Origin of the sequence: Citrobacter sp. Cpo032, assembly GCF_030332975.1 — a bacterium.
GTDB lineage: Bacteria > Pseudomonadota > Gammaproteobacteria > Enterobacterales > Enterobacteriaceae > Citrobacter > Citrobacter portucalensis.
The window spans coordinates 136,623-163,374 of the sequence record NZ_JAOWGU010000039.1; the positions used below are offsets into that span (position 1 = coordinate 136,623).

General features: G+C 53.6%; 17 protein-coding genes. 9 read left to right on the plus strand and 8 right to left on the minus strand.

Annotated features, from left to right (window positions below; translation table 11 throughout):
* Window positions 1-3: 3 nt before the first annotated feature.
* Genes wzc through OGY33_RS09835 form a run of 3 tightly spaced genes read right to left on the minus strand, consistent with a single transcriptional unit; the run spans window position 4 to window position 3,757 of the window.
* Entirely contained in the window at window positions 4-2,166 is a 2,163-nt protein-coding gene (gene wzc, locus OGY33_RS09825; protein WP_191238317.1) for a tyrosine-protein kinase Wzc, read from the minus strand.
* Entirely contained in the window at window positions 2,163-2,612 is a 450-nt protein-coding gene (wzb, locus tag OGY33_RS09830) for a low molecular weight protein-tyrosine-phosphatase Wzb (protein ID WP_032949610.1), read from the minus strand. Before wzb ends, wzc begins: the two co-directional genes overlap by 4 nt.
* 5 nt (window positions 2,613-2,617) lie before the next feature.
* Window positions 2,618-3,757, minus strand: a complete 1,140-nt coding sequence (locus OGY33_RS09835; RefSeq protein WP_003834266.1) for a polysaccharide export protein — start codon at window positions 3,755-3,757, stop codon at window positions 2,618-2,620.
* 655 nt (window positions 3,758-4,412) lie between these two features.
* On the opposite strand from OGY33_RS09835, the gene OGY33_RS09840 reads away from it, so the two are divergent.
* Entirely contained in the window at window positions 4,413-5,996 is a 1,584-nt protein-coding gene (locus tag OGY33_RS09840; RefSeq protein ID WP_032941964.1) for a TerC family protein, read from the plus strand.
* Between the two features lie 44 nt (window positions 5,997-6,040).
* Here the strand turns inward: OGY33_RS09840 and asmA are convergent, their stop codons facing one another.
* The 3 genes from asmA to udk all read right to left on the minus strand — a co-directional run bounded on the left by asmA (window position 6,041) and on the right by udk (window position 9,235).
* Entirely contained in the window at window positions 6,041-7,894 is a 1,854-nt protein-coding gene (gene asmA / locus OGY33_RS09845) for an outer membrane assembly protein AsmA (protein WP_048215954.1), read from the minus strand.
* 26 nt (window positions 7,895-7,920) lie between these two features.
* On the minus strand, window positions 7,921-8,502 hold the full coding sequence (gene dcd, locus OGY33_RS09850) for a dCTP deaminase (protein WP_003834269.1): 582 nt from the start codon (window positions 8,500-8,502) through the stop codon (window positions 7,921-7,923).
* Between the two features lie 91 nt (window positions 8,503-8,593).
* Window positions 8,594-9,235 carry a uridine kinase gene (gene udk, locus OGY33_RS09855; RefSeq protein ID WP_286571543.1) on the minus strand — a complete coding sequence of 214 codons (642 nt, stop codon included), beginning with the start codon at window positions 9,233-9,235 and terminating at the stop codon, window positions 8,594-8,596.
* 315 nt (window positions 9,236-9,550) lie between these two features.
* Here udk and OGY33_RS09860 point away from each other — a divergent pair, with 315 nt between their 5' ends.
* Window positions 9,551-12,880 (plus strand): diguanylate cyclase, encoded by a 3,330-nt coding sequence (locus OGY33_RS09860; protein ID WP_191238316.1) that lies wholly within the window; start codon window positions 9,551-9,553, stop codon window positions 12,878-12,880.
* Here OGY33_RS09860 and alkA read toward each other — a convergent pair.
* Window positions 12,848-13,717 (minus strand): DNA-3-methyladenine glycosylase 2, encoded by an 870-nt coding sequence (alkA, locus tag OGY33_RS09865; RefSeq protein ID WP_191238315.1) that lies wholly within the window; start codon window positions 13,715-13,717, stop codon window positions 12,848-12,850. The genes OGY33_RS09860 and alkA overlap by 33 nt on opposite strands.
* A 136-nt stretch (window positions 13,718-13,853) precedes the next feature.
* Here alkA and yegD point away from each other — a divergent pair, with 136 nt between their 5' ends.
* Complete coding sequence (yegD, locus tag OGY33_RS09870; RefSeq protein ID WP_032943940.1) at window positions 13,854-15,206, plus strand: molecular chaperone; 1,353 nt, start codon at window positions 13,854-13,856, stop codon at window positions 15,204-15,206.
* Between the two features lie 99 nt (window positions 15,207-15,305).
* On the opposite strand, the gene OGY33_RS09875 is transcribed toward yegD, so the two are convergent.
* A complete protein-coding gene (locus OGY33_RS09875) occupies window positions 15,306-15,365 on the minus strand; it encodes a type I toxin-antitoxin system Ibs family toxin (RefSeq protein WP_106672390.1) in 60 nt (19 codons plus the stop codon).
* A 279-nt stretch (window positions 15,366-15,644) separates the two neighbouring features.
* On the opposite strand from OGY33_RS09875, the gene OGY33_RS09880 reads away from it, so the two are divergent.
* From OGY33_RS09880 to baeR, 6 genes are read left to right on the plus strand one after another with little or no spacing between them, the layout of a single operon-like run.
* Window positions 15,645-16,892, plus strand: coding sequence for an MdtA/MuxA family multidrug efflux RND transporter periplasmic adaptor subunit (locus OGY33_RS09880; RefSeq protein WP_191238314.1), 1,248 nt, complete (start codon window positions 15,645-15,647; stop codon window positions 16,890-16,892).
* The gene (locus OGY33_RS09885; RefSeq protein ID WP_191238313.1) at window positions 16,892-20,014 is read left to right on the plus strand and encodes an MdtB/MuxB family multidrug efflux RND transporter permease subunit; all 3,123 of its coding nucleotides are present in this window, start codon (window positions 16,892-16,894) and stop codon (window positions 20,012-20,014) included. Before OGY33_RS09880 ends, OGY33_RS09885 begins: the two co-directional genes overlap by 1 nt.
* Complete coding sequence (gene mdtC / locus OGY33_RS09890; protein WP_191227027.1) at window positions 20,015-23,095, plus strand: multidrug efflux RND transporter permease subunit MdtC; 3,081 nt, start codon at window positions 20,015-20,017, stop codon at window positions 23,093-23,095. It begins immediately after the preceding gene.
* Window positions 23,092-24,504 carry an MFS transporter gene (locus OGY33_RS09895; protein WP_003834276.1) on the plus strand — a complete coding sequence of 471 codons (1,413 nt, stop codon included), beginning with the start codon at window positions 23,092-23,094 and terminating at the stop codon, window positions 24,502-24,504. Before mdtC ends, OGY33_RS09895 begins: the two co-directional genes overlap by 4 nt.
* Window positions 24,504-25,907: an envelope stress sensor histidine kinase BaeS gene (baeS, locus tag OGY33_RS09900; protein ID WP_003834277.1), complete on the plus strand. Its 1,404-nt coding sequence runs from the start codon at window positions 24,504-24,506 to the stop codon at window positions 25,905-25,907. The genes OGY33_RS09895 and baeS overlap by 1 nt, the downstream gene beginning before the upstream one ends.
* The gene (gene baeR, locus OGY33_RS09905) at window positions 25,904-26,626 is read left to right on the plus strand and encodes an envelope stress response regulator BaeR (RefSeq protein WP_032943946.1); all 723 of its coding nucleotides are present in this window, start codon (window positions 25,904-25,906) and stop codon (window positions 26,624-26,626) included. Before baeS ends, baeR begins: the two co-directional genes overlap by 4 nt.
* Window positions 26,627-26,752: the final 126 nt, after the last annotated feature.

A 26,752-nucleotide genomic window follows, 5' to 3' on the forward strand; every position in this document is an offset into this window, starting at 1 on the left:
GATTTATTTCGCATCCGACGTATATTCGTATTCGTAGTAGCCGTAATCCTGATACCCGCTGGCTCGGCGGAATATCGAGTTGAGGATCACCCCTTTCACCTGGATGCCATTTTGCTCGAAGCGACTCAGGCTGGTTTCCACCTCTTTCAGCGTGTTGACCGCATAACGCGCCACCATCAGCGTGGTGCCGACATGACGGCCAACAATCGCCGCGTCGGTCACCGCCAGAATTGGTGGGGTGTCAATCAGCACCAGGTCATAGTGCGAGCTGGCCCAGGCAATCAGTTCGCCGAAACGCTCGCTCATCAACAGCTCGGAAGGATTGGGAGGGACTTGACCGCGAGGGATCAGATCAAAATGCGGAATCGATGTCGGTTTGGCGCTGGATGAGATATCCCCCTTACCAATCAGGATCTCAGACAGGCCGTTGACGTTATTGGTCCCCAGCAGTTCGTGGGTATAGCCTTTGCGCATGTCGCAATCGATCAACAGCACGCGTTTGTTGGTCTGGCTGATGACTGCCGCCAGGTTGGCGCAGACAAACGTTTTACCAATCGATGGGCTGACGCCGGTCAGCATCAATACGTTGTTACGCGCCTGCATCATGGCAAAGTGCAGACTGGTACGCAGGCTGCGGACCGCTTCTATGGCGAGATCCGTTGGATTCCCCACGGCCAACAGCTGGCTTTGCTTGTAGCGTTTCACACCTTTAATGGTCTGAACGTTATCACGCGCTTTTTGCCATTCAGATAGCGGAATACTGGCATACACGCTGATACCATGCTCTTCCAGCGCCTGGGGGCTTTCAATACCGCGATTAAACAGAGAACGCAGCAGTACGCCCACCACAGAAAGCATCAAACCAAGAATGATACTGCCGAGAATAATCAGCGCCGTTTTCGGCTTCAGCACGCCAGGCTGGGCAATCGCGGGATCGACAATACGCACATCGCCAACCGTACTGGCCTCGGTAATCTTCAGTTCCTGTTGCTTGTTCAGCAACTGCATATAGACCTGCTGACCGGACTCCACATCACGCGTCAGACGAACAATTTCCTGCTGCGTTTTCGGCATCGCCGTTACGCGCCCGTTCAGCTTACTTTTCTCATCTTCCAGCGCCTGGCGTTTTTCCAGCAGCGTGCGGTACGCCGGATGCGCTTTGGTGAACAGCTTGGAAATCTCCGCTTCTTTAAAGGTCAGTTCATTCAGTTGCGCATCGATATTCACCATCGAATCTAGCACCGCTTTGGCTTCCAGCGGCAAATCCACGGAGTCTTTATCCTGACGAAAGGCGTTCAGCTTGTTTTCAGCAACGTCAAGCCGGTTACGTACCTCAGGCAGTTGCTTTGCCAGAAACGCCAAACTTTTGGCGGCCTCTTCGGATTTACGTTCCACGTTTTGTTGCAGATAGTTGCGGGTAATACTGTCGAGGATCTGGCGGATTTTCTCGCGGTCTTCGCCGGTAAACGTCAGGCTCAATACGCCGGTGTCTTTGCCCGTTTCCGTCACCATCAGGTTATTTTGCAGGGTGTTTATCATGCCCAGCGTGGAGAATTTGCTGACGGTAAATTGGCTCTCCGGGCTGGCATGAATCGCCTCAACCAGCATCGTCACGCCATCATGTTCCAACACCTTGCCGACTTGCCCCCGGGCGCTAAAACCCCCGTCACTCACCAGTTGATAGCTTTTGTCATTCAGCACATTGAGCGTGAAGGTCTGTTCATTCATTGCCTTTGGCAACGTGAAGGTGGTCACATTAACCGTTTCGTTCTGGCGGCCCATCAGCCGGTCCCAGCCCGCGCCAAAAATAGGGAATGTATCTTTGGTAACGGCGATATCGAGGTTAAGATCGTCTACCGTTTTCCCTAATACCAGACGCGACTGGATGAGCTGAATTTCCGCTTCCGAGGCCGGAGGTTTGTTCGACAACGCCGAGCCAATATCCTGCACCAGTGAATTTCCGGTATTTTGCTCAATTTGCACCAGCGCGTCCGCACTGTAGATGGGTGTGGCGAACAGTGTGTAGACCGCGGCACACAATGCAAAAGCCGTGGTAATGCCTAATACCCACCAGCGGGCTTCCACCACCGTTGCAACCAGACGACCAATATCGATTTCATCATTGCCGGTTACCGGCGCAGCAGACTGTTTAACTTTTTCTGTCATTGTTTTCCCTGCTCTGCGTTCAGTGCCTGAGCCCATTGGCGGGCAGACCGTTCAAGTAATGCGTACACCGCGTCAAACGCATCACGGCTTTTACGATACGGATCGGGAATTTCGCGCTCGCTGTCCCAGTGCCCAAAAAGCATCACTTTGCCGCGCATCTCCGGCACCATTTCACACAGGGCAGAGATATGGCGCTTCTCCATGGTCAGGATCAGGTCATACTCCCGGCACATGCGTCCCGAGATCTGCCGGGCACAATGATTATCCAGTGACAGGTTGTGCGCCTGCGCCACGCTAATAGCACACGGATCCGCGCCTTTCCCCACCAGCGCCCCAAGACCGGCTGAAGAGACCGTTAACGCCGGATGAAATTGCCTTAATAAGCGCTCTGCCGTCGGGGAACGACAAATGTTCCCCACACAGACAACTAAGATTTTGTTAAACATGATGATTACCAGTTGTGAAGGTCGCTGGCCGTGTCCGTCATATAGCGAACACCGCTAATAGTCGGCAGCAACTGATTGATCAAACGGTTCCAGCGAGCAACCGGCGCGGTAGTGACGTACACCACATCGTATGGCTGGAGTCGGAATGATGTTGCCATCACCAGCGACGTCGCATCGGACATATCAAGCTGATAGATATTGGCGATCTTGCCGTTGTTCCCGCCCTCACCTTTCAATGGTCGAATAACGAAAATGCCGCTGGCATTGGAGGTGGTCAGGTCAATACCTTCGGCATTGCCCAGCGCTTCGGTAAGCGTCATGCCGCTGAAGTCCATTTTGAGGGTGCTCTGTTTTTTCACTTCCCCCATTACGAAGACTTTCAGATCGTCATTACGCGGAACAAACAGAATGTCGCCAGGATAGAGCAGACGGTTCTGGCTCAGGTCGCCATTTTGCATCAGCGCTTGCAGTGAAATGCGTTGCTCCTGCCCTTTATGAGTCAGCACAACGTTGCGCCAGTCTGCTGCCTCGGTGAGACCGCCAGCGGCGTTAATGGCATCGAGAACGGTAAGCGGCACGTTGGTGATGGCCTGCTGGCCGGATTTGTTCACCTGCCCGGAGACATAGGCCTTCTGCGAGCGGAAAGCGGCGATATTAACGTCCACCTGCGGGTCAGCAATGTACTTCGCTAAGCGCCCGGTAATATCACTACGAATCTCTGCCAACGTTTTTCCTACCACGCTGACTTTGCCGATGTAGGGGTAAAACATGGTGCCATCAGGCTGCACCCAGTTGCCGGTATCGCTTGAGCTGCGGTACTGCCCGGCTGGCGTGGTGAGTTCAGGATGGTCCCAGACGGTCACATTCAGGACATCCCCCGGGCCTACCCGGTACTGATATCCGGAAATCTCCTGGTCCAGCGACATATTAGGCTGGGCAACATTTGGTCGAGGACGTAATTGTTCGACCAGCCGTGGCGTGAGTGGATAAACATTCACCATGCGATCGATATCAAAATCAGCGTCCTGCTGTTTAATCACATCTTTGCCCATCGTAGACATATTGCTGCCCGGAAGCACGGTACAACCGTTTATCAAGATTACCGATACCAATACTGGCATCAATTTAAGTTTGGATTTCATCATTGATTATTTATCACTTTGGCAGAGTATTTATCACATGCAATCTAAATAGCGACTTCGCCTGTACGTATTTACCTTGCCGTTAATTTAAATGGAATTTAACTGGCATCAGTCCTAAAAAAAATGAATTCATCTGCGGTCTCTTGACAGAATAATTTAGGCTTGTTTCAGGCGACCAGACACGCTACCGCCCCTGGCTTCACTAGCTACCAATGCACTGATTAATTTAAATTTTTATCTTCTCCTTTATTTTCATCACATTTACAGCGTTAACGCATCGGGAATGGCGCCACTGATTGATGTGGAAATATTTATCTTTTGATTATTACCGCAAGAATTGTTGCAGCTATGCGAATATCAGGCAAGATAACAAACCGCCGATACCTGGCTTTTAAGATTAATATTAAGCGTCGGATTTATATATTTTTAGGATTTTATTGATATTGACAATGTTGATATAGAAATATTCCACCTGCGATATTTCCTAAATATATTTAGATTAATAAAATCATTTCCTGTAGTTACATTAAGGCTATTATCCTGCATCAGTTCTGATATAACCGACAGAGAAATCCCTTCTCGCCATTGCATTTTTCGCCAGTTTTACCCATGATCGAATTGTGACAATTGTCATACAACTATGGGTATAGCATTTACTATGGAATGGATTGCCGATCCGTCAATCTGGGCCGGACTGGTCACGTTAATCGTGATCGAACTTGTTCTTGGCATTGATAATCTTGTTTTTATTGCCATCCTCGCGGAGAAACTACCTCCTGCCCAGCGGGATAAGGCGCGTATTACAGGGCTACTGCTGGCAATGGTTATGCGCCTGCTGCTGCTGGCATCAATATCCTGGCTGGTAACGCTGACCACGCCGCTGTTCAGCATTCGCGATCTCAGCTTCAGCGCCCGCGATCTGATCATGCTGTTCGGTGGTTTCTTCCTACTGTTTAAAGCCACTATGGAGCTCAACGAACGGCTGGAAGGGAAAGACAGCGATAACCCCACCCAGCGTAAAGGCGCTAAGTTCTGGGGTGTGGTCGCGCAGATCGTGGTGCTGGACGCCATCTTCTCTCTGGATTCCGTCATTACCGCTGTTGGCATGGTCGATCACCTGGCGGTGATGATGGCGGCAGTCATTATTGCCATCAGCCTGATGTTGCTGGCCAGCAAGTCGCTGACGCGCTTTGTTAACAGCCATCCAACTATTGTTATTCTGTGTCTGAGCTTCCTGCTGATGATTGGTTTCAGTCTGGTGGCCGAAGGGTTTGGTTTCCATATCCCGAAAGGTTACCTGTACGCGGCCATCGGCTTCTCGGTCATGATCGAAGCATTGAACCAGTTGGCTATCTTTAACCGTCGTCGCTTCCTCTCAGCCAACCATACTCTGCGCCAGCGCACCGCCGAGGCGGTAATGCGGCTGCTGAGCGGGCAAAAAGAAGATGCCGAACTGGATGCCGAAACCGCAGCGATGCTGGCGGATCATCATGAAGGTCAGATTTTTGCGCCACAGGAGCGGCGGATGATTGAACGTGTGCTGAACTTCAATCAGCGTACCGTCAGCAGTATCATGACCTCGCGCCATGATATTGAACATATCGACCTCAATGCGCCCGAAGCAGAAATCCGCGCCTTACTGGAAAAAAACCAGCATACGCGTCTGGTGGTCACTGGCGAAGACGAGCAGGAGGAACTGCTGGGCGTGGTGCATGTCATCGATTTACTACAACAGTCTCTGCGCGGCGAACCGCTCGACCTGCGCGTCTTGATTCGCCAGCCGCTGGTGTTCCCGGAGACCTTGCCGCTGCTTCCGGCGCTTGAGCAGTTCCGTAATGCCCGCACGCACTTCGCGTTTGTAGCCGATGAATTTGGTTCCGTCGAAGGGATTGTGACGCTGAGTGATGTGATGGAAACCATCGCCGGCAATCTGCCAAACGAGGTAGAGGAAATCGACGCCCGTCATGATATTCAGAAAAACGCCGATGGTTCGTGGACCGCTAACGGACATATGCCACTGGAAGACCTGGTGCAGTACGTGCCTATCCCGTTAGACGATAAGCGTGAGTATCACACCATTGCCGGACTGTTAATGGAGTATTTGCAGCGTATCCCAAAAACCGGGGAGGAAGTTCAGGTTGGCGACTATCGGCTAAAAACCCTGCAGGTGGAAAATCATCGCGTGCAAAAGGTCCAGCTGATACCGCTACACGGTGAAGAAGAGATGGATTACGAGGTGTAAGTCACGAGCCGGATGGGGCATTAGCCACCATCCGGCAATATGAATCAGAGCTTATCCAGCAACTTTTTAACATCTTTGCCGTTGCGGGAATCTTTATTGCGATCTGCCCAGTCATTCAGACGACGTTTTGCTTCATCCTGCAGATGCTTACGCAAAAGCTGATCAACTTGCAGACTGTAGTTCAGTGATTGCCACTGGCCATAGACCCTGAGAGGAACCGGGGTGGCCTTCAGGAAACTAATTAACTTACTTTCGCCATCCCAACCGCCCAGCACGCGAATGTTAAACAGCGTGTCGCAATTCTGCTTCACCAGATCTAACGTTCCTTTGCCGGTTAGCGCCAACATCGCGGACTCGCCTGCCATGTTATCCAGCGTCACCTCTCCGTTATCCAGCGTCATATCGGTTACAAAATGATCCAACCGGGTCACGTTATCGAGGTTTTGCTGAGATTTAACATCCCCACCGCTGCGTTCTACAGCCTGTTGAATCATCTGCTGGAAGTTCATCCCTTCCATTCGCGTATCGTTCATTTCGACATGGGCCTGCCCTTGCCAGCTATGGCGAAACGCCTGGGCATCAATATCTGAGCCGGAAAAGTCTCCCGCCAGCGACAGCTTGCCGGTGAGTGCGATGGGGTAATCAAAGGCCTTCAGAATCGTGCCAATTTCCACACCTTCCAGACGCGGATGAAAGACCGCTCGCGGTTCTCCCTTTCTGGCATCCAGCGTGCCGGGCAGTGAGATCAGCCCGCCATCACTTTTTCCCTGCAACTGCGCAATGTTCAGTAAGCCGAACTGGTTGTCTATTTTTGCCGAAACATTCTCAAACGCCATTTTCCGCCACAGCACTTTGTCAGCCTGCAAAGCGATGTCTGCCGAAAAACCCTTGAGTCCCTGATACGAAACGGCATCAACCTGGGAAGCAATGACGGGGCGCGCCAGCGTTGACTGACTCTGACCTTGCTGAACGTCACCTTTTGCTGTCGCCGCTGCGTCATGTTGTACGAGCAGGTTATCCAGATTGAGCTGACCAAATTTCAGGTCGACTGCCCATTCCGGTTTTTCCAACAAGGATACGTGCGCTTGCCCGGAGAACGAAGAGTCATTGGCGGTCAAATTTATCTGGCTAAACGAAAGCTGTTTTTTCTCTTCCAGCCATTGCGCCTGAAGATGTCCCTGACCGTTGATTCCCTGCGGCGGCAGATCGGCCCCCTGCAGTTGCCAGCTTAACTGCTCAATATTCGCAGATAAGTTATGCGGATAATCGGAGGCATCGACCGTGCCGTTAAAGGATAACGCGAGATCGCGCTGATCGCGGTTCACACGCCCGGAAAAATCAAACGTGCCGCGGTGCTGGCTATCTTGTTCCATCTCCAGACGAATATCACGAACGGTAACTTGTTCGTCGTCTTCATGCTGGAATACCAGAACACTGTCGGCAACCCGCAAACGGGCGATATCAAACGACCACCCTTTGTCTTCCGCCAGATCGGGCAACATATTGTCTTTTGGGGCAACGGGCGCATCTTTACCACGCACCGCCTCAGTTTGCGGGGTCAGTTGAATCACTGCGCCTTTGAGCATCACCTGTTTCACGCTGAGCTGGTGGCTCAACAGCGGCCATAACGCAACGTCGAGACGCATATTGTCGGCACGAACCAGAGGCTCGCTGGCGCCTTCAGCTGTTAACACCACTCGCCCTGAGAGGATACTCAGTTGCGGCCATACGTGCCAACGCAGGGGGCCATCCAACTGCAGCTGATACCCGCTACGTGCGGCAACCTGCTTGACCATATACGCGCGGAAATCATTCGGATTCACCAACAGTACTAACGCAGAAAAGCCGGCCACCAGCACGACCAGAAGAATCATCAGCGTCGTCAGAAATCGTCTCATGCTATCCCCAATGGACTGATAAACACTCAGTCTTTATCGATCCGGCTGGCAACGGCGCCCTGCTGGTCGCGATACTTCGCATCCTGACGACGGTTGTATGGTCGCGCTGCCGGACCGGAAAGCGGTTCGAAACTTAACGCGCCAATCGGCATGCCCGGACGCAGAGCCAGGGGTAATTTTCCGGAGTTGTAAAACTCCAGTACGATACAGCCAGACCAGCCCGGATCGATACGGTGTGCGGTGACGTGTACCATCAGTCCCAGACGCGCCAGAGATGAACGGCCATCTAACCAACCGACGAGATCGGAAGGCAGCGTCACGGATTCGAACGTTACCGCCAGCGCAAGCTCACCCGGATGCAAGAAGAATGCCTCGCCGTCCTTGAGGACGATTTCATCACTCATTACGCGATCCAGCGCGGCGCTGACTTCATCTTTCGGTCCGCTCAAATCGATATACGCCGCCGTATGACCGCGGAACGTACGGAATTTGTTGCCAAGACGCACATCTACCGTGGCGCCATTGATTCGCTCGACAGGAGGGCGTGGAGTGATCGACAGGCGACCTTCATCCAACCAGGCTTCAATATCTCGGTCACATAAACGCATGGCACTTTCTCCTTTCGTGCTTCAAACCCTTAATGCCAGGTGCGTTAAGGGTGAACCAGGTTATCACTGAACGGTACACAATTCGCTGAACTTATTCAAAGAACTGACTGATTTTAGCCTTCAGAATATCGATAGCGATGCGGTTTTTACCCCCGCGCGGCACAATGATGTCGGCGTATTGCTTTGAAGGCTCAATAAATTGCAGGAACATTGGACGGACGGTTTTCTGGTATTGCGCCATCACCGAATCCATTGAACGACCACGTTCATTCACATCCCGCTTGATACGGCGCATCAGACAAATATCCAGCGGCGTCTCAACAAAAATAGAAAAGTTCATCTCATCGCGCAAACGCGCATCCGTCAGCAGCAAAATGCCTTCCAGGATAATGACTTTCTTCGGTTCGATATGAATAGTGTCTTGCGTACGCGTGTGCTCAACGTAGCTGTATACCGGCAGCTCAATGGCAGAGCCGCGTTTCAGCGTTTGCAGATGTTGAAACAGCAGGCTGTGGTCCATCGCGTTCGGATGGTCGTAGTTGGTTTTTACGCGTTCTTCCATCGACAGATGGCTTTGATCTTTGTAATAGCTGTCTTCGGGAATAACGCCAATATGTTCGTCACCGACTTGTTCACGCAATTCGCGATAAAGAGTACTGGCAATAAGGCTCTTGCCGGAAGCCGATGCGCCGGCAATGCCGATAATGACGCACTGATGGGACTGATCAGTCATAAATTTAGCGACCTGATTAACCTGGATGTAAGGAAGGGCGGCGTCGAAACGCCAAACGCGGCAATTATAGGGATTTCAGCGGCGCGATGCCACCCCAGGCTGCACCAATGCTGTCCCTGTCGCAAATTAAAATGGTCAGATTTAGAACAGCCGCTATATTTATTCACCTGCCTTAGGAATTAATAGCTTGGGAGTGTTAATTTATGAGCAGCTGGCGTATAAATTGTAAATTGTTTGTACTAGCATAATCCCAGATTAAATGTGATGCGTCCGGCATCTCTGCTGGGCGACAACGGCTATTTGGGTAGAGTGGTAATGAGTAAACAATCCCAACATGTTTTAGTTACCTTACCCCATCCTCTACTGCGCCTGGCCAGTTTAGGTCTGGTGGCTTTCATCTTTACGTTGTTTTCGCTGGAACTATCACGTTACGGCGCACAGCTTGCCCCTCTGTGGTTTCCAACCTCTATCATGATGGTGGCTTTTTACCGTCACGCGGGAAAGATGTGGCCTGGGATCGCGCTGGCTTGCTCATTCGGTAGCATCGGCGCCTCTTTACTTTTTTTCCCCGGACAGTCGCTTAATTTCTCCTATACGGTCATTAACATTATTGAGGCTGTTGTTGGCGCAATGTTATTGCGTAAACTGCTGCCCTGGTACAATCCCTTACAAAATTTGAATGACTGGGCGCGCCTGGCATTTGGTAGCGCGGTTGTTCCGCCACTGTTGGGCGGCATTTTGATGTGGTTGTTGCTGCCGAAGGACACGTCGTTAAATACCTTTCTCATTTGGGTACTGTCAGAATCCATTGGCGCACTGGCGTTGGTGCCGTTAGGTTTACTGTTTAAACCACATTACCTGTTGCGCCATCGCGACCCGCGATTATTGCTTGAGACCCTGATTACCCTGCTGGTGACCTTAACGCTCAGTTGGCTGTCCATGATGTACATTCCATGGCCATTTACCTGCGTTATTGTCCTGCTGATGTGGAGCGCTGTCCGTCTGCCGCGTATGGAGGCGTTTTTAATATTCCTCAGCACCGTGATGATGGTTTCGCTGATGCTGGCTGCCGACCCTTCGCTGCTTTACACCCCGAAACCGAACATGATGACGGACATCCCCTGGTTGCCGTTTTTGATGATCCTGTTGCCCGCTAATATGATGACCATGGTGATGTACGCGTTTCGAGCCGAACGCAAGCACATTTCAGAAAGCGAGTCACGCTTTCGCAACGCCATGGAATATTCCGCGATTGGCATGGCGTTAGTCGGTACCGAGGGGCAATGGCTCCAGGCCAATAAAGCCTTGTGTCAGTTTCTGGGCTATAGCCAGGAGGAGTTACGTTCACTGACCTTCCAGCAATTAACCTGGCCGGAAGATTTGAATAACGACATTGAACAACTGAACATGCTGGCACGCGGAGAGATTAATAGCTATTCCATGGAAAAACGCTATTACACCCGTTCGGGCGACGTCGTCTGGGCGTTGCTGGCCGTTTCGTTGGTGCGTCATAGCGACAATACCCCACTCTATTTTATCGCGCAGGTTGAGGACATTAACGACCTGAAGCATACCGAGTGGATTAACAAACGGTTGATGGAGCGCATTACCCTCGCCAATGAAGCAGGAGGGATTGGGATTTGGGAATGGGAACTACAGCCTGACGTGATCAGCTGGGATAAACGGATGTTCGATCTCTACGAAGTTCCTGCGCATATCAAGCCCAGTTGGCAAGTCTGGTATGAGTGCGTGGTACCCGAAGATCGTGAGTACGCCGAAAATGTGATTCGTGATTCACTGGCCGCACGGGCTCCGTTTAAGCTTGAGTTTCGTATCGCGGTAAAAGATGGCATACGCCATATCCGTTCGTTGGCCAACCGGGTACTGAATAAAGACGGTGAAGTTGAACGCTTACTTGGTATCAATATGGATATGACCGAAGTCAAGCAGCTTAACGAAGCGCTGTTTCAGGAAAAAGAGCGCCTGCACATTACGCTGGATTCAATCGGCGAAGCGGTGATTTGTATTGATGTCGATATGAACGTGACCTTTATGAATCCGGTTGCTGAGAAAATGAGCGGCTGGCAGCAGGACAGTGCCATCGGCATTCCGCTATTGACGGTACTACATATTACTTTTGGCGAGAACGGTCCGCTGATGGAAAATATCTACAGTGCTGACATGTCGCGTACGGCAATCGAACAGGAAGTGGTCCTGCATTGTCGTAACGGCAACAGTTATGACATTCAGTATAGCATCACGCCCCTCAGCACCCTTGATGGCGGCAGCATTGGCTCGGTGTTGGTTATTCAGGACGTCACAGAGTCGCGGAAGATGCTCCGCCAGCTTAGCTACAGCGCCTCGCATGATGACCTGACCCAGTTGGCAAACCGGGTCAGCTTCGAAAACCATCTAAAACAATTGCTGCATTCAGTACACGACACGCACCAGCGCCATGTGTTGGTTTTTATCGATTTGGATCGTTTTAAAGCAGTGAACGACAGCGCGGGTCATGCCGCCGGCGATGCTCTGCTGCGTGAACTCTCAGCGCTTATGCTCAGCATGTTGCGATCCAGCGATATGCTGGCGCGCCTGGGCGGCGACGAGTTTGGTCTGTTGCTACCGGATTGTAATATCGAAAGCGCCCGCTTTATCTCAGGTCGCATCATCAGCGCCATCAACGATTACCACTTTATGTGGGAGGGCCGGTTACACCGCATTGGCGCCAGTGCGGGGATTACGCTCATTGATGAGAAAAACCATGTCGCGACCGATGTGATGTCTCAGGCCGATATCGCCTGCTACGCGGCGAAAAACAGTGGCCGTGGGCGAGTCTGTGTCTATGAACCACAGCAAAGCCAGGCCCATGCCGCGCGTAGTCAACTGACATTGGATGAACAAAGACACACCATTATGCACAACCCAATGCTGATGATCGCCAGAGGTGTGGCTTCCCCGCGTATACCGGAGACGTTCAGCTTTTGGCTCCTTTCGCTTCGCTTAGGCACCGCTGAGGGTGAAGTCATTGAGGAGCAAGCCTTCCGCGCTGGGCTGGTCGATCCCGCGTTAAGCAAGGCGCTTGACCGTCGGGTATTTAGCGAGTTCTTCCAGAACTCTGCCCAAGCAGTAGCCAGTAAGGGCCTCAGTATTGCCCTGCCCCTTTCCGCCATCGGCCTGCTCAACACAGAACTTATCGATGAGCTGCTGGAGCACTTGCAACGCAGTCCACTACCGCCGCGATTGCTGCATCTGACCGTTCCGGCAAGCGTCTTCAAAACCAACCCAACGCAGGCTATATCCGCCCTGCATCGACTGCGTCAGTACGGTTGTCGAATTGTATTAAGTCAGGTTGGTCGCGATTTAGAGCTCTTTGACAACCTGAAATATCGCATTGTCGATTACCTGTTGCTCGACAGCGAGCTAAGTGCCAGCGCTCCCGGCAACCTGATCGACGAAATGTGGGTGTCCATTATTCAGGGTCATGCCCAGCGCCTGGACATAAAAACTATCGCCGGTCCGGTGCAGTTGCCACTCATCATGGATACGCTTTCTGGCATCGGTGTTGATATGATTTATGGCGATATTATTGCCGATGCCCAACCGCTGGATCTGCTACTGAATACCAGTAATTTCGCCATCAACTGACGGTTGCCAGCCATCCGTATACCAAATATGTAACAGCGCATAGGAGCGCCAGGGTTTCCAGCGCTCTGCATACCGTCGGATCTGGGCCGGTGTCATGCCGGGAAAACGCTGTTTAATCAGATAATCATCCGGCAGAAAAACGTCCTTCGCCTGCCAACCACGTAGCGCGAAATAGTTGGCGGTCCAGCGCCCTATCCCGGGAAACGTTTGTAGCTGCTTAACGCCTTGTTCGATATCGGCAGGGGCTGTTGTCGCGAGCGTTCCTTCAAGGGTTGCATGAGCCAGGTGAATCAACGCTTCAGCGCGTTTGAGCGGCATTCCTAACGCTTTCAGGCGTAGCGGATCGGCATTGGCAAGCGCTTCCGGCGTAGGAAAACACACATACTCGGGCGCATCCTCCAGCGCTTCCCCGTAAGCGTGCGCCACTTTCGCCGTCAGTTTCGCGGCCATCAATACGCTGACTAACTGCCCTAAAATCGCCCGTACCCCTTGCTCAAACGCATCGACACATCCCGGCAGGCGTAGTCCCGGACGCGCCGCACCGAGGCTGCCCAGCGCGGCGATAATTTGCTGCGGGCAACAGCCAAGATCGAACAAGCGCGTTATTTTTGCCAGACACTCGGAGGCGACCGGCTGTAACCCTGTGCTCAATGTCAGGTGTAGCACGTTGGCGTGCAGATCCGGGACAACGCGCACCAGACCACGATGCTCCCCTACGGACAGGCTTCTGACATAGCTCAGTTCCTCTACGGTTTCGACACCTTCAACCGCACGGGCGGCAAGAAATCCCAGCATCCAGGGCCAGTCATAAGGCGGTTGCCAGCTCAGCGTGAACATTTAGTTTTCCTTTTTACGCAAACCTAAAGCATAAACGGTATTCAATCAGTACGCCTTGCTTTCATATTCCAGTTGTCGGGGCGTCAACTATTCGTTAAAGTCACGCCCCTTCTTCACTGGCATGGGGATTTTTACGGTGTTTATTGGTTTTGACTACGGTACGGCAAACTGTTCAGTGGCCGTTATGCGTGATGGGCAGCCTCACCTGCTCAAAATGGAAAATAACAGCACGCTGCTACCCTCAATGCTGTGCGCACCAACGCGCGAAGCGGTTAGCGAGTGGCTGTATCGCCATCATGACATCCCAACTACGGACGATGAAACGCAGGCGCTGCTTCGCCGTGCGATGCGCTACAACCGCGAAGAAGACATCGACGTTAACGCCAACAGCGTGCAGTTCGGTCTGGCATCGCTGGGTCAGTATATTGAAGACCCGGAAGAGGTGTACTTCGTTAAATCACCAAAATCATTTTTGGGTGCCAGCGGTCTGAAGCCGCAGCAGGTTGCGCTTTTTGAAGATCTGGTCTGCGCAATGATGCTGCACATTCGCAACCAGGCGCAAAGCCAGCTGCCGGAAGCTATCACTCAGGCCGTGATTGGTCGGCCCATCAACTTCCAGGGATTAGGTGGCGATGACGCCAACACCCAGGCGCAGGGCATTCTTGAACGTGCGGCCAAACGCGCCGGTTTTCAGGATGTCGTCTTCCAGTACGAGCCGGTAGCGGCGGGACTGGATTACGAAGCGACGCTGCAGGAAGAAAAACGCGTGTTGGTGGTGGATATCGGCGGGGGTACGACTGACTGTTCACTGCTGCTGATGGGGCCGCAATGGCATCAGCGCGCCGATCGCGAAAACAGCCTGCTGGGACACAGTGGCTGCCGCGTAGGCGGGAACGATCTGGATATCGCGCTGGCGTTTAAACACCTGATGCCGCTGCTGGGTATGGGCGGTGAGACTGAAAAAGGTATCGCCTTACCGATTCTCCCCTGGTGGAACGCGGTCGCAATCAACGACGTTCCCGCGCAAAGTGATTTCTACAGCAGCGCCAACGGTAGATTGCTCAACGATCTTGTCCGCGACGCAAGAGAAGCCGATAAAGTCGCTCTGCTGCTTAAAGTCTGGCGCGAGCGTCTGAGCTATCGCCTGGTGCGCAGTGCAGAAGAGAGCAAAATCGCACTTTCCGACCAGACCATTGTAACGGCGGCGATACCGTTTATCAGCGACACGCTGGCAACCGATATCAATCAACACGGACTGGAAGCTGCGCTCAATCAGCCCCTGGCGCGTATTCTGGAGCAGGTCCAGCTGGCGCTGGACAACGCACAGGAAAAACCGGACGTGATTTATCTGACCGGCGGCAGCGCGCGTTCGCCGCTGATTAAAAAAGCCCTCGCCCAGCAGCTTCCCGGGATCCCTATCGCGGGTGGCGATGACTTCGGTTCTGTCACCGCCGGACTGGCCCGCTGGGCTGACGTTGTTTTCCGCTAAGCCGCTCGCATGCTGAAAAGTGTGCGTATTGACATCATCCTTGCTGTGGCTTATTTTCAGGAGTGAGGGTTAGGGAAGGTTTCCCCTCCCCCTGGTGTCTTAGTAAGCCGGTAAGCTAATGACTAAGAGTATCACCAGTATGATGACGTACTTCATCATAACCCTTTCCTTATTTTGGCCCCTTCCTCGGGAGGGGCTTTCCCGTTCCAGCGTCCTGCTGAAATCTCTGGCTTTCCTCCTTTTTGCCTTGTCAGCACTCTATCGCACAATTGCGTATTCGCTATCTTCACCACCGATTGTTGCGTAACGCCTCGCAAAGCCGCGTCAGCATTCAGACGAATCCCGACAGTGTTTCATAATTCCTCCATTTTTCTCCCTTGTTCACTGGCTAAACTAGTATCATTCCGCGAATCGTTTCAGGATGAGAAACTCACAACAATGAAAGGCAGTAATAAATCCCGCTGGGTGATAGCAATCGTGATCGTCGTGGCCGCCGTCGCCGCCATCTGGTTCTGGCAAAGCCGCAGCGCATCCCAGGGAACCGCACCGGGCGCGACAAAACCCGCGCAGCACACGGCGGGGTCAGGACGGCGTGGAATGCGCTCCGGACCGTTAGCTCCCGTGCAGGCTGCCACCGCCACCGAGGAAGCCGTGCCACGCTATCTGACAGGGCTGGGGACCGTTACTGCCGCAAATACCGCCACGGTGCGTAGTCGGGTGGATGGTCAACTCATTGCCTTACACTTTGAGGAAGGACAACAGGTTAAAGCCGGTGACCTGCTAGCAGAGATAGATCCCAGCCAGTTCAAAGTTGCTCTGGCTCAGGCGCAGGGACAACTGGCAAAAGATAAAGCCACGCTGGCGAATGCCCGTCGCGATCTTGCCCGCTATCAACAGTTGGTTAAAACCAATCTGGTCTCCCGCCAGGAGCTGGATGCCCAGCAGGCGCTGGTCAACGAGACGTTAGGCACAATAAAAGCGGATGAAGCCAGTGTCGCCAGCGCTCAGTTGCAGCTCGACTGGAGCCGGATAACCGCGCCTGTCGATGGTCGTGTCGGCCTGAAGCAGGTCGATGTCGGTAACCAAATTTCCAGTGGCGATACCACCGGAATCGTCGTCATTACGCAAACGCATCCCATCAACCTGATATTTACGTTGCCTGAAAACGACATTGCTACCGTGTTGCAGGCACAAAAATCGGGGAGCCCGCTGAAGGTCGAAGCCTGGGACCGAACCAATTCGCAAAAGCTGAGCGAAGGCGTTCTGCTCAGCCTCGACAATCAAATTGATGCCACCACCGGAACAATCAAAGTTAAGGCTCGTTTTAACAATCAGGATGATGCTTTATTCCCTAACCAGTTCGTTAACGCCCGCATGCTGGTCGACACACAACAAAATGCTGTTGTGATCCCAACTGCCGCCCTGCAAATGGGTAACGAAGGCCACTTTGTCTGGGTACTGAACAGCGATAACAAAGTGAGCAAACACCTGGTTAAACCGGGTATTCAGGATAGCCAAAAAGTGGTGATTGCCGCCGGGCTTTCTGCGGGCGATCGGGTCGTGACCGACGGGATTGACCGTCTGACGGAAGGCGCAAAAGTCGAAGTCGTTGAGGCGCACGACGCCTCTGTTTCCGACGAGAAAACATCACCACGCGGATACGGCAAAAAAGGAGCTAACTCCTGATGCAGGTGTTACCTCCTGACAACACAGGCGGACCATCGCGCCTGTTTATTCTGCGCCCCGTCGCCACCACGCTGCTGATGGTCGCGATTTTGCTTGCCGGAATTATCGGTTATCGCTTCCTGCCAATCGCCGCCTTACCTGAAGTGGATTACCCCACGATTCAGGTCGTTACGCTCTACCCAGGCGCCAGCCCGGACGTCATGACCTCGGCGGTCACCGCACCGCTTGAACGTCAGTTTGGACAGATGTCTGGCTTAAAACAGATGTCATCACAAAGCTCCGGTGGCGCATCGGTCGTTACGTTACAGTTTCAACTGACGCTCCCGTTGGATGTTGCCGAGCAGGAAGTTCAGGCCGCGATTAACGCCGCCACCAATTTATTACCCAGCGATCTCCCTAACCCTCCGGTCTACAGCAAGGTAAACCCGGCAGATCCACCGATCATGACGCTGGCGGTCACATCCAGCGCCATGCCGATGACGCAGGTGGAAGATATGGTCGAAACCCGCGTCGCGCAGAAAATCTCTCAGGTTTCCGGCGTGGGCCTGGTAACACTTTCCGGTGGGCAACGTCCGGCGGTCCGCGTGAAACTTAACGCTCAGGCCATTGCCGCACTCGGTCTGACCAGCGAAACCATCCGTACGGCCATTACCGGTGCAAACGTCAATTCGGCAAAAGGGAGTCTTGATGGCCCAACGCGTGCCGTTACCCTTTCAGCCAACGACCAGATGCAGTCCGCGGATGAATATCGTCAGCTCATTGTTGCCTATAAAAACGGGGCGCCGGTTCGTCTGGGCGATGTCGCCACCGTCGAACAAGGTGCCGAAAATAGCTGGCTGGGCGCATGGGCCAATAAGCAACAAGCCATTGTGATGAATGTTCAGCGCCAACCTGGCGCGAACATCATCTCCACGGCAGACAGTATCCGCCAGATGCTGCCGCAGCTCACCGAGAGCCTGCCTAAATCGGTTAAGGTCAGCGTACTTTCCGATCGTACGACCAATATCCGTGCGTCCGTAGCGGATACCCAATTTGAATTGATGCTGGCGATTGCGCTGGTAGTCATGATTATCTACCTGTTTTTACGCAATATTCCGGCAACCATTATTCCTGCGGTCGCCGTACCGTTATCGTTAATCGGCACCTTCGCGGTGATGGTATTCCTCGATTTCTCCATCAACAACCTGACCCTCATGGCGCTAACCATTGCGACAGGTTTTGTGGTGGATGACGCTATCGTGGTTATCGAGAATATTTCACGCTATATCGAAAAAGGCGAAAAACCGCTGACTGCGGCCCTGAAGGGCGCGGGCGAGATTGGTTTTACCATCATCTCTCTGACATTTTCACTGATCGCCGTACTGATCCCACTGCTGTTTATGGGTGATATCGTAGGCCGATTGTTCCGGGAGTTCGCTGTGACGCTGGCCGTGGCGATTCTGATTTCCGCTGTTGTCTCGCTCACTCTTACGCCGATGATGTGCGCGCGTATGCTGAATCAGGCCTCATTGCGTAAGCAAAACCGCTTCTCCCGTGCCTCAGAGCGAATGTTTGATCGCGTCATTGCCTGGTACGGCCACTGGCTGGCGAAAGTGCTCAACCATCCGTGGCTCACGCTGGGCGTTGCACTCGGCACGCTGGTGCTGAGCGTTATGCTATGGGTCTTTATCCCCAAAGGCTTCTTTCCGATCCAGGATAACGGCATCATCCAGGGCACGCTGCAGGCGCCGCAGTCCAGCTCATTTGCCAGCATGGCCCAGCGCCAGCGTCAGGTTTCAGATGTCATCCTGAAAGATCCGGCGGTAGAAAGCCTGACCGCTTTTGTCGGTGTGGACGGCACTAATACGGCATTGAACAGCGCGCGCTTACAAATCAACCTTAAGCCGCTGGATGAACGTGACGATCGGGTGCAGAAAGTGATTGCGCGCCTACAGGACGCGGTTGACAGAGTTCCCGGCGTTGACCTTTATCTTCAGCCCACTCAGGACCTGACGATTGATACTCAGGTCAGCCGGACGCAATATCAGTTCACGCTGCAAGCGACATCCCTTGATGCCCTCAGCACCTGGGTTCCACAGCTGATAGCAAAACTAAATCAGCTACCGCAACTGTCCGATGTCAGTAGCGACTGGCAGGACAAAGGGCTGGTAGCATATGTGAACGTCAATCGCGACAGCGCCAGCCGTTTGGGCATCAGCATGTCAGATGTCGATAACGCTCTGTACAACGCCTTCGGCCAGCGACTGATTTCAACCATCTACACCCAGGCCAATCAGTATCGCGTGGTGTTAGAACATGACACCAACAATACGCCGGGGCTTGCGGCACTGGATACAATACGTCTGACCAGTAGCGACGGTGGCATAGTACCGCTCAGCGCGATCGCCAGTGTTGAACAGCGTTTTGCCCCGCTGTCGATTAACCACCTCGATCAGTTCCCGGTCACCACCATCTCGTTCAACGTGCCAGACGAGTGGTCGCTGGGTGATGCGGTACAGGCCATTCTGGATGCCGAAAAAACGCTTAACCTGCCCGCAAATATTACCACCCAGTTCCAGGGCAGCACGCTCGCTTTCCAGGCCGCGCTGGGAAATACCATCTGGTTGATTGTGGCTGCGGTTGTCGCGATGTATATCGTACTGGGTGTGCTGTATGAGAGCTTTATTCACCCAATTACTATTCTCTCCACGCTGCCGACGGCGGGCGTCGGGGCGCTTCTGGCGTTAATGATTGCCGGGAGCGAACTGGACGTCATCGCGATTATCGGCATTATTTTGCTCATCGGTATCGTTAAGAAAAACGCCATCATGATGATCGACTTTGCCCTTGCCGCGGAGCGTGAACAGGGAATGTCACCACGCGATGCCATTTTCCAGGCCTGTCTGCTGCGTTTTCGCCCGATCCTGATGACTACGCTGGCGGCACTGCTCGGCGCGTTGCCACTGATGTTAAGTACCGGCGTGGGCGCAGAGTTACGTCGTCCATTAGGTATTGGCATGGTCGGTGGGCTGCTGGTGAGTCAGGTATTAACCCTGTTTACCACCCCGGTGATTTATCTGCTGTTTGACCGTCTGTCGTTGTACGTGAAAAGCCGCTTCCCGCGTCAGGAAGAGGAAGCGTAAATGAAATTTTTCGCGCTTTTCATTCATCGTCCGGTGGCGACCATTCTTATTTCGGTGGCCATCACCCTGTGCGGCATACTCGGATTTCGTCTGCTGCCGGTCGCTCCGCTACCGCAGGTGGATTTTCCGGTGATCATGGTCAGCGCATCGTTACCGGGTGCCTCACCCGAAACGATGGCGTCCTCGGTCGCAACTCCGCTGGAGCGCTCGCTGGGGCGCATTGCGGGCGTGAACGAAATGACTTCGAGCAGTTCACTTGGCAGTACGCGTATTATTCTCGAATTCAAATTCGACCGTGACATCAATGGCGCGGCGCGGGACGTTCAGGCCGCAATTAACGCCGCGCAAAGTCTGCTACCCAGCGGGATGCCGAGCCGACCAACGTATCGCAAAGCCAACCCTTCCGATGCGCCAATCATGATCCTGACGCTAACGTCGGACACGTACTCGCAAGGTGAATTGTACGATTTCGCATCAACACAACTGGCGCAGACCATCGCACAAATCGACGGCGTGGGCGACGTGGACGTTGGAGGCAGCTCTCTGCCTGCCGTGCGTGTAGGGCTTAATCCGCAGGCGCTGTTTAACCAGGGTGTGTCGCTGGATGACGTGCGTAGCGCAATTGACAACGCCAACGTGCGTAAGCCGCAGGGTGCTATCGAGAATGATACACACCGCTGGCAGGTTCAAACCAACGATGAGCTGAAAACCGCCGCCGAATACCAGCCGATTATCATCCACTACAATAACGGCGCGGCGGTGCGACTGGGCGATGTTGCGTCTGTAACCGACTCGGTGCAGGACGTACGCAACGCAGGGATGACCAATGCCAAACCGGCCATTCTGCTGATGATCCGCAAGCTACCGGAAGCCAATATCATTCAGACGGTAGACAGCATTCGCGCCAAATTGCCGGAGTTACAAACGCTGGTCCCGGCCGCCATCGATCTGCAAATCGCCCAGGACCGCTCGCCGACTATTCGCGCCTCGCTGGAAGAAGTCGAACAGACGCTGATTATCTCCGTGGCGCTGGTTATCCTGGTGGTCTTTATTTTCCTGCGCTCCGGGCGCGCGACGCTGATCCCTGCGGTAGCTGTTCCGGTCTCGCTGATCGGTACCTTTGCCGCCATGTATCTGTGCGGATTCAGCCTGAACAACCTGTCGTTGATGGCGCTCACCATTGCTACGGGATTTGTCGTCGATGACGCCATCGTGGTGCTGGAAAATATTGCCCGCCACCTGGAAGCAGGAATGAAGCCGCTCCAGGCGGCGTTACAGGGTACGCGCGAAGTGGGATTCACCGTGCTCTCCATGAGTCTGTCGCTGGTGGCGGTGTTCCTGCCACTGCTGTTAATGGGCGGATTGCCCGGGCGCTTGCTGCGTGAATTTGCTGTCACGCTGTCGGTTGCTATCGGTATCTCGCTGCTGGTGTCGCTGACATTAACGCCAATGATGTGCGGCTGGATGCTCAAATCCAGCACCCCGCGCGAACAGTCTCGCAAGCGGGGTTTTGGTCGTGTGCTGGTGGCGCTGCAACAGAGTTACGGCACCTCGCTTAAATGGGTGCTGCGCCATACGCGGCTGGTTGGCGTGGTGTTACTCGGTACCATCGCGCTGAATATCTGGCTTTATATTTCCATCCCCAAAACCTTCTTCCCGGAGCAGGATACGGGTGTATTGATGGGTGGGATCCAGGCCGACCAGAGCATCTCATTCCAGGCCATGCGCGGCAAACTGCAGGACTTTATGAAGATCATCCGCGACGACCCGGCGGTGAATAACGTCACCGGTTTTACCGGTGGTTCGCGGGTCAACAGCGGGATGATGTTTATTACCCTCAAGCCACGTGATGAGCGCCATGAAACGGCTCAGCAGGTGATCGACCGCCTGCGCGTCGCGCTTTCAAAAGAGCCAGGTGCGAATCTGTTTTTAATGGCGGTGCAAGATATTCGCGTTGGTGGACGCCAGGCCAACGCCAGCTATCAATACACATTGCTGTCCGACGATCTCGCGGCGCTGCGTGAGTGGGAACCGAAGATCCGTAAGGCGCTTGCCGCCCTGCCCCAACTGGCAGACGTCAACTCCGATCAGCAGGACAATGGCGCGGAGATGAATCTGATCTACGATCGCGACACCATGTCTCGTCTGGGGATCGACGTGGCAGCCGCCAACAGCCTGTTGAATAATGCTTTCGGACAACGACAGATCTCTACCATCTATCAACCGATGAACCAGTACAAAGTGGTGATGGAGGTCGATCGACGTTACACCCAGGACATCAGCGCACTGGACAAAATGTTCGTCATCAACAATGACGGTAAAGCGATCCCGTTATCGTACTTTGCTAAATGGCAGCCGGCGAATGCGCCTCTATCTGTGAACCATCAGGGCTTGTCTGCCGCCTCAACCGTGTCGTTTAACCTGCCGACAGGTTCTTCACTGTCAGAAGCGACAGAGGCCATCAACAGAACCATGACCCAGCTCGGCGTCCCTTCCACGGTTCGCGGTAGCTTTGCCGGTACCGCGCAGGTATTTCAGGACACCATGAATTCGCAGGTGATCCTGATTATCGCCGCCATCGCCACGGTCTATATCGTGCTGGGTATGCTGTATGAAAGCTATGTCCATCCGCTGACTATTCTCTCCACGCTACCTTCGGCTGGCGTCGGGGCGTTGCTGGCGCTGGAGCTGTTCAATGCCCCATTCAGCCTAATCGCCCTGATAGGGATCATGCTATTAATTGGCATTGTGAAGAAAAACGCCATCATGATGGTCGATTTTGCGCTGGAAGCGCAGAGAAATGGCAAACTACAGCCGGAAGAAGCTATTTTCCAGGCCTGCCTGTTGCGTTTTCGCCCAATAATGATGACCACGCTGGCGGCGTTGTTTGGCGCGTTGCCGTTGGTGTTATCCGCAGGAGATGGCTCTGAACTGCGTCAGCCTTTGGGGATAACTATTGTCGGTGGGCTGGTCGTGAGCCAGCTCCTGACGCTGTACACCACGCCCGTGGTCTATCTCTTTTTCGACCGTCTGCGTCTGCGTTTTTCGCGTAAAAACAGCAAACCGGTAGCAGAGTTATGACAGAACTTCCCGACAGCACCCGCTGGCAACTTTGGATTGTGGCATTTGGCTTTTTTATGCAGTCGCTGGATACCACCATCGTTAACACCGCGCTTCCTTCGATGGCGGCAAGCCTCGGGGAAAGCCCGTTACACATGCATATGGTCATTGTGTCATATGTTTTAACTGTTGCCGTGATGCTGCCCGCCAGCGGATGGCTGGCGGACAAAGTTGGTGTGCGTAATATCTTCTTCACCGCCATCATCCTGTTTACGCTTGGTTCGCTGTTTTGCGCCGGGTCCAGCACACTCAACGAGCTGGTGATGGCGCGCGTCTTACAAGGCGTTGGCGGTGCGATGATGGTGCCGGTCGGCAGGCTAACGGTGATGAAAATCGTCCCGCGTGAGCAATATATGGCGGCAATGACGTTTGTCACTTTACCCGGTCAAATCGGCCCGCTGCTGGGCCCAGCGTTAGGTGGAATTCTGGTTGAATACGCCTCCTGGCACTGGATATTTTTGATTAATATTCCGGTAGGCATTGTCGGCGCAATAGCGACGTTAATGCTGATGCCCAACTACACCATGCAAACCCGACGTTTCGACCTCTCAGGGTTCGCGATGCTGGCGGTCGGCATGGCGGTACTAACGCTTGCGCTCGATGGCAGCAAAGGAACCGGCCTCTCCAGTATCACGCTGGCGGCGTTGGTTATCTGCGGGGTGTTGGCTATTGCGCTGTATCTGAAACACGCCCATCGTAATCCGCGTGCGCTATTCAGCCTGAATCTGTTTCGCACACCAACCTTCTCGCTAGGTCTGTTCGGCAGTTTTGCCGGACGCATCGGCAGCGGCATGTTGCCGTTTATGACACCGGTGTTTTTACAGATTGGCCTCGGTTTTTCACCTTTTCATGCCGGGCTGATGATGATCCCGATGGTGCTGGGCAGTATGGGCATGAAGCGCATTGTGGTGCAGGTCGTTAACCGCTTTGGTTACCGTCGTGTGCTGATTACCACTACGCTTGGCCTGTCGCTGGTCAGTCTGTTGCTAATGACCACGGCACTGCTGGGCTGGTATTACGCCCTGCCCTTCGTGCTGTTTTTACAGGGAATGGTCAACTCAACGCGTTTTTCATCCATGAACACACTTACGTTAAAAGATTTACCTGACGATCTGGCCAGCAGCGGTAACAGCCTGCTGTCGATGATCATGCAGCTATCGATGAGTATTGGTGTGACCATCGCTGGCCTGCTGCTGGGCATGTTCGGCCAACAGCATATCGCCATCGACAGCGGTAGTACGCATACCGTCTTTATGTATACCTGGCTGTGCATCGCATTCATCATTGCGCTGCCCGCCATTATTTTTGCCCGCGTGCCGAACGACACGCAAACCAACGCGGTGATTTCACGGCGCAAAAGGAGCACCTGATGAAGTTCTGGCGGCCCGGTATCACCGGCAAACTGTTTCTGGCGATTTTCGCCACCTGCATTGTGTTGCTGATCAGCATGCACTGGGCCGTACGCATTAGCTTCGAACGTGGTTTTATTGACTATATCAAGCACGGCAACGAGCAGCGGCTGCAAATGCTCAGCGACGCATTAAGCGAGCAGTACGAGCAGCACGGCAACTGGCGATTCTTACGCAATAACGATCGTTTTGTTTTCCAGATCCTGCGCTCTTTTGAACACGACAACGACGATGATAAACCGGGACCAGGTATGCCGCCACACGGCTGGCGAACACAGTTTTGGGTTGTCGACCAAAATGCCCGTGTGCTTGTCGGCCCGCGCGGCCCAGTTCCTCGCGACGGCATGCGCCATCCCATACGCGTTAACGGTAGCGAAGTGGGCGCCGTGATCGCCTCTCCTGTAGAGCGTTTAACGCGGAATACGGATATCAATTTCGACATGCAGCAAAGACGATCCAGTTGGCTTATCGTTGCGCTCTCCACGATCCTGGCAGCGCTGGCGACGTTTACGCTGGCGCGCAGCCTGCTGGCCCCGGTTAAGCGGTTGGTGGAAGGCACCCACAAACTGGCAGCGGGCGATTTCACCACTCGCGTTACGCCAACCAGTACGGATGAGCTGGGCAAGCTGGCGCAGGACTTCAACCAGCTCGCCAGTACGTTAGAAAAAAATCAGCAAATGCGTCGTGACTTTATGGCCGATATTTCTCACGAATTGCGTACGCCGTTGGCGGTGTTGCGCGGTGAACTGGAGGCCATTCAGGATGGCGTACGCCAGTTTACCCCTGACTCCGTTGCCTCGTTGCAGGCTGAAGTCGGTACGCTCACCAAACTGGTTGACGACCTTCATCAGCTCTCCATGTCAGATGAAGGCGCGTTAGCCTACCAGAAAACATCGCTGGACCTCATCCCCCTATTGGAAGTGGCAAGCGGCGCATTTCGTGAACGCTTCGCCAGCCGTGGATTGACCATACAGCTTTCGCTCCCCGACAGCATGACGGTATTTGGTGACAGGGATCGTCTGATGCAGCTGTTCAACAACCTGCTGGAAAACAGCCTGCGCTACACCGACAGCGGTGGCGGGTTGCATATCAGCGCCGAACAACGCGAACGCATGGTGTTATTAACCTTCGCAGATTCCGCTCCCGGCGTAAGTGACGAGCAGTTACAGAAGCTGTTTGAACGATTTTATCGCACCGAAGGCTCGCGCAACCGCGCCAGCGGAGGTTCCGGGTTGGGGCTGGCGATTTGCGTCAATATCGTACAGGCGCATAATGGTCTGATTCGTGCCGCCCATTCGCCTTTTGGTGGGGTTAGCATTACAGTAGAGTTACCGCTGGAACGCGATTTACAGAGAGATGTATGACTGAGTTACCCATTGATGAAAACACACCGCGTATTCTGATCGTGGAAGATGAGCCTAAGCTGGGGCAACTGTTGATCGACTACCTGCGGGCAGCGAGCTATGCCCCTACGCTGATCAACCACGGCGACCTGGTTCTGCCTTACGTGCGCCAAACACCGCCCGATCTGATCTTGTTGGATCTGATGCTGCCCGGTACCGACGGTCTGACTCTGTGTCGGGAAATCCGCCGCTTCTCAGAAGTCCCCATCATGATGGTAACCGCTAAAATCGAAGAGATTGATCGCCTGCTGGGGCTGGAGATCGGTGCTGATGATTATATTTGTAAACCTTACAGCCCGCGCGAAGTCGTGGCTCGCGTGAAAACAATTCTACGCCGCTGCAAACCGCAGCGCGAACTGCAACAAATGGATGCAGACAGCCCGCTTATCGTCGATGAAGGCCGTTTTCAGGCCTCCTGGCGTGGGAAGATGCTCGATTTAACGCCAGCCGAATTCCGCTTACTTAAAACGTTGTCACATGAGCCGGGAAAAGTGTTCTCCCGTGAACAGTTGCTCAATCATCTCTATGACGATTACCGCGTCGTTACCGACCGCACCATCGACAGCCATATTAAGAACCTGCGACGCAAGCTGGAGTCGCTGGATGCCGAGCAGTCGTTTATCCGCGCGGTCTATGGCGTGGGGTATCGCTGGGAAGCCGACGCCTGCCGAATTGCTTAAACTCTCCTGCCCTTCAGGGCTCCGCTGCTCCGTGAGCCCTGGTAACTAGCAACTCTCCAAATATCGCTCATACTCTTTCTGACAATACTGTCGTCAATAACTGTTTGATATAAAACTTTTAATCAA

Bases quoted from the DNA above. Each gene is read 5' to 3' on its own strand.
- wzc (WP_191238317.1), bottom strand. From the start codon at position 2,166: ATGACAGAAAAAGTTAAACAGTCTGCTGCGCCGGTAACCGGCAATGAT.
- wzb (WP_032949610.1), bottom strand. From the start codon at position 2,612: ATGTTTAACAAAATCTTAGTTGTCTGTGTGGGGAACATTTGTCGTTCC.
- OGY33_RS09835 (WP_003834266.1), bottom strand. From the start codon at position 3,757: ATGATGAAATCCAAACTTAAATTGATGCCAGTATTGGTATCGGTAATC.
- OGY33_RS09840 (WP_032941964.1), top strand. From the start codon at position 4,413: ATGGAATGGATTGCCGATCCGTCAATCTGGGCCGGACTGGTCACGTTA.
- asmA (WP_048215954.1), bottom strand. From the start codon at position 7,894: ATGAGACGATTTCTGACGACGCTGATGATTCTTCTGGTCGTGCTGGTG.
- dcd (WP_003834269.1), bottom strand. From the start codon at position 8,502: ATGCGTTTATGTGACCGAGATATTGAAGCCTGGTTGGATGAAGGTCGC.
- udk (WP_286571543.1), bottom strand. From the start codon at position 9,235: ATGACTGATCAGTCCCATCAGTGCGTCATTATCGGCATTGCCGGCGCA.
- OGY33_RS09860 (WP_191238316.1), top strand. From the start codon at position 9,551: ATGAGTAAACAATCCCAACATGTTTTAGTTACCTTACCCCATCCTCTA.
- alkA (WP_191238315.1), bottom strand. From the start codon at position 13,717: ATGTTCACGCTGAGCTGGCAACCGCCTTATGACTGGCCCTGGATGCTG.
- OGY33_RS09880 (WP_191238314.1), top strand. From the start codon at position 15,645: ATGAAAGGCAGTAATAAATCCCGCTGGGTGATAGCAATCGTGATCGTC.
- OGY33_RS09885 (WP_191238313.1), top strand. From the start codon at position 16,892: ATGCAGGTGTTACCTCCTGACAACACAGGCGGACCATCGCGCCTGTTT.
- mdtC (WP_191227027.1), top strand. From the start codon at position 20,015: ATGAAATTTTTCGCGCTTTTCATTCATCGTCCGGTGGCGACCATTCTT.
- OGY33_RS09895 (WP_003834276.1), top strand. From the start codon at position 23,092: ATGACAGAACTTCCCGACAGCACCCGCTGGCAACTTTGGATTGTGGCA.
- baeS (WP_003834277.1), top strand. From the start codon at position 24,504: ATGAAGTTCTGGCGGCCCGGTATCACCGGCAAACTGTTTCTGGCGATT.
- baeR (WP_032943946.1), top strand. From the start codon at position 25,904: ATGACTGAGTTACCCATTGATGAAAACACACCGCGTATTCTGATCGTG.